Source organism: Hymenobacter fastidiosus (assembly GCF_039539565.1).
Lineage (GTDB): Bacteria > Bacteroidota > Bacteroidia > Cytophagales > Hymenobacteraceae > Hymenobacter > Hymenobacter fastidiosus.
Genome location: NZ_BAABDJ010000018.1, coordinates 23,776 through 29,962, shown reverse-complemented (window position 1 = coordinate 29,962; position 6,187 = coordinate 23,776). Strand labels below are relative to the sequence as shown.

The window sequence follows — 6,187 nt, the reverse complement described above, 5'->3', positions numbered from 1 at the left end:
CCGTTTCCGAACGGCTGAAATGGAGGCTGCTTGCATCCAACAAAACTAACTCAAACAGCTTCTTAGCCGGTGAATCAAACGATTTAACAGATTCAAACTCGATGAACAATCTATCGGCAAAAAATCATCTATCTGATTACAGAATGGGCTTAAACCTATATCGTTTGGCAAAAATTATCTTATTGACTTTGGGCCTGTTTTTTTTCTATAAATACTCGCAGAACGGCAGGTACCACATCCAGAGCAACCGGCTGCTGGATACCAGCACTGGCAAGGTTTATCAGTGGAGTTGGGAAGCAAAGAAATGGAAAAGTCTAGGCAATATCAGCAATGCGGAAGTCACCAACGCATCTGGCTCAATAGAAGACAGTGACGAGGATAGCGAATAAGCAAAGGTACTCAGATAAGCAGGAACAGAGCTTTTAACGCTTCTAAAGCGGCTTAGATTCTGCGTATCTTGTAGAAGATGATTGTACGCCTACCCTCCTTCCAAACTGGCTATGGCCGAGAGCCTAGTCCGTCGTTTCGCGCCCCCCGCCAACAAATAAACGCCAACGCTTTTGTGCCGCCGCGTTGGCTTCAACACGCCCGGTATGATACAGGCATGCCCTTCGATGGCACCGATGTTGACCGAGTAACCTTGCTGACGGAGGCCGAAGATTCAGCCGGTTCTTTTATTGACCCCAACGGCCCACTTCGGCGGCAGGGGAACCGATGGGCTGTCATCTATCGGCCCTTGGTTCCCGCCCGCTGGGGAGAACTCACACCGGGGCAGACGTACAAGGTATGGGCACATCCCGTCAGCAACTTTGCCCCACAGCACAACTTGTGGCAGACGCCCGAGTGGTATCGGGCGAAATCTTGTTACGGACCAATGCAGACAGAGCAGCAGCGTTTAGGATGGGAATTTGATGCACAGTGGGCGTTTAATGGTCTTGGCTCACTGCGTAACGGCACAGGCCAATTGGTAAGCAATGACGGGCCTATATTGACTGTGCTGGACAGCGAGGGGAAGGAATTTACGTGTGAGCGGCAGGACGTGTACGCCATTATGGAGAAAGCCAGACTAGCCCCGCCTTATTCAGCCGGAACGGCAGAGGAGACTCAAGAGCTTCAACTATACCAAAGCCAGCTTATTGACGGCTATATCTGGTAGCATCGGCTTAGAATAGAGGTAATAAAAAAGCCCCGACGTGGATAACGTTGGGGCCTTTGCTTTAGTTAAGTTTTTTCATGAGGCGTTTTTTCGTTCGCTGATAGGCAACGTCCTCCCATTCAGCATCAAAGTCCTGCCAGAATACCCTTGTTTTGATTCCTCCGGAAGTCTTGTTAATCAAGAAGATCATATCATCATATTGAAAATAGATATTGGCGCTTTCGCCACCAACTATAAAATAGGTTGAGTTGTCAGCCAGCTGCTTATCAATAAAGGCCAGCATTTCGAGGGCTTTCTCCTTCGGTATGCTCTTAAAGGCATATCCCTGGTAGACAACTCCCTGTGCATTCCATCTATCGCCGAAGAAGCCCAGTATGAGCCCTTCTTTACTTTTGGTGGCACTTTGGTAGACGAGTGATGTAAGCTCGCCTGAACTGGATGCAGCCAATGGGTCAATATCGAATTTTACTACCTCAGACGAAGGACCTAAAATCTCTCGCATCACGAATTCCTTGGCCCTATACACGGCGACTTCCTTGCTAAATTCCTTCGCGGCATAAGACGCAGCAATTGAACCGAGGATGGAAGGGGAGGGAGTTGCTTGAACTTGCCCTAGTGCAGGCGCGAACGAAAACAAGGCTGCAATTAGTGGGCCTTGGAACAATATTCTGCTCATAAAGAAAGTATCAGACTGTATTGGATAGTGTAAGCCAAAAGTAAAACAAGTATCTATTTGGACAAGTGAGGCGGCCCCCTTCGGCAAACTCCAAAACAAAGAAGGCCCCGACATGGATAGCGTTGGGACTTTCGCTTTATTTGCTTCCATGCCTAGCCCGTCCCCCTTCGCTTACTACACCCACGCAGGCCACCGCGTACAAGTGCTGCACCAGATAGGGCGAGCCAGCATTGCCCGGCTGAACGGCGCTACCTACGTGGTCCGCTTTGGCCGCTCCTACGCTGAGGCAGCCACACCTGCCGAGGCTATCCGCTACTGCCGCCAGTCCCACACGGCCCGTACCACCACCAACGGCGATGCCCAGCAGCAAATTGTCACCTGGGCCGACCTAGTGGCACTTGGTATTCCAGCGGAACAGCTTGCCCCAATTTACGAGCAAAATGGGCTGGATACCGCCCGGCCCTATACCTACGGCGAGCTGCGTAAGGCCATCTTCGCCCGTCGCCGAGAGAATTGCGCCGCCTTTCGGCATTGGCTAATCATGACCGCTAAAGCTTACGATTATTTGCAGTACGGCACAGAATTGCAAATAAACCGTCCCCTTTGATGTACCCCAAAACAACAAAAAGCCCGTTTCTGTAGCAGAAACGGGCTTTTATGTGGTAATGATTGGAATCGAACCAACGACACCAGCATTTTCAGTGCTGTGCTCTACCAACTGAGCTACATTACCAGCTCGGGTTGTTCCTCATTCGCTTTTTAGCTCTTGGGGAGCACAAAAGTAGTAAACCCCAACGGACCTGCAAGACTTATCGTAAAAAATCTTTCCGCCAAAAAAACCCGTAGCTTGTTATGCATACCGAGTATATTTCGGACTGATTCCCAAACCTACCTTTTCCCGTGCATTTCTCTATTCAAAACCTCCTGTTTCTGTTGGTGGCCCTCGCCGGCTTCGGCCTGTTTGTGTGGCAGGCCCGGAAAGTCCGGACCAACATCCTCGTCGGGCGCGACCGGGATGCGTCCGGCCACGCGAGTGAGCGGTTCACCAAAACCCTGCTCGTGGCTTTCGGTCAGCAGAAGATGTTCAAGCGCCTCACGCCGGCCCTGCTCCACCTGATCGTGTACGTGGGCTTTCTGGTCATCAACATCGAGGTCATCGAAATCATGATTGATGGCCTGTTTGGCACGCACCGGGTCCTCCGCTTCCTCGGCCCGCTATACGACGTGCTGATGGCGACCAATGAGATTCTGGGGGCGCTGGTCATCGTGGCCGTAGTGGCTTTCTGGTGGCGGCGCAACTCCAATCCGCCGCTGAAGCGCTTCACCGGTCCCGAGCTGCGGGCCTGGCCGAAGCTCGATGCCAACGTGATTCTCTACGTGGAGGTGGTTCTGATGGCAGCCCTGTTCACTATGAACACCGCCGATCTGAAGCTGCACCAACTGGCGGGCGTGGATCTGCCGGGCACGTTTCCGGTCAGCAGCCTGCTCACGGGCCTGTTTCCGAGCAATCCGGAAACGCTGGAAGTGCTGGAGCGCGTGGGCTGGTGGGCGCACATCGTGGGCATTCTGTGCTTTCTGAACTACCTGCCGTCCAGCAAGCACTTCCACATTATCATGGCGTTTCCGAGCGTGTGGTACTCGCGGCTGGTGCCCCAGGGCCAGTTTTCAAATGTCGACAGCATCACCCACGAGGTGAAAGCTATGATGGACCCCACCTACGTGGTGCCGGCGCCGGCTACCAACCCCGATGGCTCGGCCGCCGCGCCCCTGCCCTTCGGGGCCAAGGACGTGGATGATCTGGCCTGGACCAACCTGCTCAGCGCCTACTCCTGCACCGAGTGCGGCCGGTGCACGTCGGTTTGCCCCGCCAACCTGACGGGCAAGCTGCTCTCGCCCCGGAAGATCATTATGGACACCCGCGACCGGGTGGAGGAGAAGTACAACTCGCCGCTGATTTTCCACCCCGCCATGTACGGGGCCGAAGCCAAGCACGCCGAGCAGGAAGTATCCGACAAGGAAACCCACACCCTGCTGCGCGGCTACGTGACGCCGGAAGAGCTTTGGGCCTGCACCACCTGCAACGCCTGCGTGGAAGCCTGCCCGGTGAATATCAACCCCCTCGAATCCATCATCGAGATGCGCCGCTTCCTGGTGCTGGAAGAGTCGGCCGCGCCGAACTCGCTGAACGTAATGTTCTCCAACATCGAAAACAACGGGGCCCCCTGGGCTTTCTCACCCTCCGACCGCTTCAACTGGGCCGACGACCTGTTCGTGACGGAAAAGGCTTGATGAGTTGCCAGTTGCGTGTTGCCAGTTGCCAGCTCGTTCTTTTGAATACTGGCAACTGATGAACTGCAACTGGCAACTGGTAACTGGCAACTGGTAACTGGCAACTGGTAACTGATAACTGACAACTGGCAACTGGCAACTGGTAACTGACAACTGACAACTGGTAAGTAGGTCGTGAAAATTACTTGGCAATAAAAAAAACGTCATGCTCATCTAGCGTCCGCGAAGTCGAAGCATCTCTACCGCTTCATCAGGTCCGTTCAGCGAAGCGGTAGAGATGCTTCGACAGGCTCAGCATGACGTGCTGATAAGTCAAACTAATTCCTTCGGCCTACTTAACTGGCAACTGGCAACTGGTAACTGGCAACTCACAACTGACAACTGATAAACATATGGCTGAGCAACTTGCCAAGCGTCCCATCACCGTTCCTCTCATGTCCAACCTGGCCGCGGCCGGGGAGGAGCCCGAAATCCTGTTCTGGGTGGGCTGCGCCGGCGCTTTCGATGAGCGGTACAAGCGCGTGACCCGGGCTTTCGTGCAGATTCTGGAGCACGTGGGCGTGAAGTATGCCGTGCTGGGCATGGAGGAAACCTGCACCGGCGACCCGGCCAAGCGCGCCGGCAATGAGTTTTTGTTTCAGATGCAGGCCATGCAGAATATCACCACCTTCGAGGGCTACGGCATCAAGAAGATCGTGACGGCCTGCCCGCACTGCTTCAATACCATTAAGAACGAATACCCGGCGTTGGGCGGCAACTACGAGGTGATTCACCACAGCACCTTCCTGCAGCAGCTCATCAACGAAGGCCGGGTGGGTATGTCGGGCGGTGGCGAGTTTAAGGGCCGGCGCATCACCTTCCACGACTCCTGCTATCTGGGCCGGTCCAACAACATCTACGAAGCCCCGCGCGACGTGCTGGCGACTCTCGATGCCGATCTGGTGGAAATGAAGCGCAGCAAAGCCAACGGTCTGTGCTGCGGCGCGGGTGGGGCCCAGATGTGGAAAGAGTCCGAGCCCGGCAAAAAGGAAATCAATATTGAGCGCACTGAGGAAGCCCTAGCGACCTTAGATGGCAACGCGGCGGCCCTCGGCCAGCTGGGCGGGGTGGAAAGCGGCACCGCCGGAGCTACGCCCAGCCCCCGCACCGACCAGCGCGGCATCATTGCCGTATCGTGCCCCTTCTGCATGACGATGATGAGCGACGGCGTGAAAAATAAGGACCGCGAATCTTCGGTCCAGGTATTCGACCTCGCCGAGCTGATTGCCACGGCCGAAGGGCTGAACGCCTAGCCCCACTCACTTAGCCTCACAACTAAGATTAAGCGCAGCCTCGCCGGAACTTCCGGACGGGGCTGTTTCTTTGTAGAAAACAGGGGCGCAGCCAAGGTATTCAGGCCCAACAGCCGCCAGAAACCCTGGTGATGACATGCACTATGCTACCGGCCGGGTCGTTCTGATTGAAGACCGCCAAGCCCCTGAGTTTCCACGCCTGTAAGACCCCAATCCTATGTTCGTTCCTTTTGATCAACTCCCAACCTCGGCCCGCATCTGGATTTATCAGGCTAGTCGGCCGCTGACGGCGGCGGAGGTAGCCGGGGTGGAGCCTGCCCTGGCTCAGTTTGCGGCAGCCTGGACCAGCCATGGCCGTTCGTTGCAGGCCTCGGCAACGGTGCTGCATCAGCAGTTCCTGGTAATTGGGCTGAATGAAGCCGTGGCCGATGCCAGCGGCTGTTCCATCGACGCATCGGTGCGCTTTGTGCAGCAGCTAGAGCAGCAACTGGGGGTGGCGCTGCTGGAAAAGTCCCGACTAGCCTTTCTGATTGATGGACAGGTGCGTCTGCTGGGTCGGTCGGCGTTGCGCCAGGCCGTGGCCGATGGCACCCTGATGCCCGAGACGCTGTATTTCGACAATACGGTGGCGCAGCGGGGCCAGATGCAGCAAGCCTGGCCGGCCCCGGCTGCTGCTACCTGGCTGGCCCGGTACTTTTAAAGATCGGCAAAAAGGCCCCGCACCGGAATCAGAGGTAATCTTAGTATTATTGCTAGGCCTAATCTGACCCGCTA

The 6,187-nt window shown here is 55.4% G+C and carries 7 protein-coding genes and 1 tRNA gene; 6 read left to right on the top strand and 2 right to left on the bottom strand.

Translation table 11 applies throughout. The annotated features are described in order from the left end of the window. Window positions 1-389: hypothetical protein (locus ABD833_RS10730; RefSeq protein ID WP_345072905.1), on the top strand; the 389-nt coding region annotated here is incomplete at its 5' end. 215 nt (window positions 390-604) lie between these two features. Continuing rightward, window positions 605-1,156: a hypothetical protein gene (locus ABD833_RS10725; protein WP_345072904.1), complete on the top strand. Its 552-nt coding sequence runs from the start codon at window positions 605-607 to the stop codon at window positions 1,154-1,156. 61 nt (window positions 1,157-1,217) lie between these two features. On the opposite strand, the gene ABD833_RS10720 is transcribed toward ABD833_RS10725, so the two are convergent. Further along, entirely contained in the window at window positions 1,218-1,982 is a 765-nt protein-coding gene (locus ABD833_RS10720; RefSeq protein ID WP_345072903.1) for a hypothetical protein, read from the bottom strand. Between ABD833_RS10720 and ABD833_RS10715 the strand changes: the two genes are divergently transcribed. After that, a complete protein-coding gene (locus ABD833_RS10715) occupies window positions 1,981-2,439 on the top strand; it encodes a hypothetical protein (protein WP_345072901.1) in 459 nt (152 codons plus the stop codon). The genes ABD833_RS10720 and ABD833_RS10715 overlap by 2 nt on opposite strands. 53 nt (window positions 2,440-2,492) lie before the next feature. On the opposite strand, the gene ABD833_RS10710 is transcribed toward ABD833_RS10715, so the two are convergent. Beyond that, a tRNA-Phe gene (locus tag ABD833_RS10710) sits at window positions 2,493-2,565 on the bottom strand. 167 nt (window positions 2,566-2,732) lie between these two features. Here ABD833_RS10710 and ABD833_RS10705 point away from each other — a divergent pair. The 3 genes from ABD833_RS10705 (at window position 2,733) to ABD833_RS10695 (ending at window position 6,113) form a co-directional block, all read left to right on the top strand. Beyond that, window positions 2,733-4,121, top strand: coding sequence for a 4Fe-4S dicluster domain-containing protein (locus ABD833_RS10705; protein WP_345072899.1), 1,389 nt, complete (start codon window positions 2,733-2,735; stop codon window positions 4,119-4,121). A 434-nt stretch (window positions 4,122-4,555) separates the two neighbouring features. Beyond that, window positions 4,556-5,413, top strand: coding sequence for a (Fe-S)-binding protein (locus ABD833_RS10700; protein WP_345072907.1), 858 nt, complete (start codon window positions 4,556-4,558; stop codon window positions 5,411-5,413). A 217-nt stretch (window positions 5,414-5,630) separates the two neighbouring features. Then, entirely contained in the window at window positions 5,631-6,113 is a 483-nt protein-coding gene (locus ABD833_RS10695; RefSeq protein ID WP_345072898.1) for a hypothetical protein, read from the top strand. Window positions 6,114-6,187 lie beyond the last annotated feature (74 nt).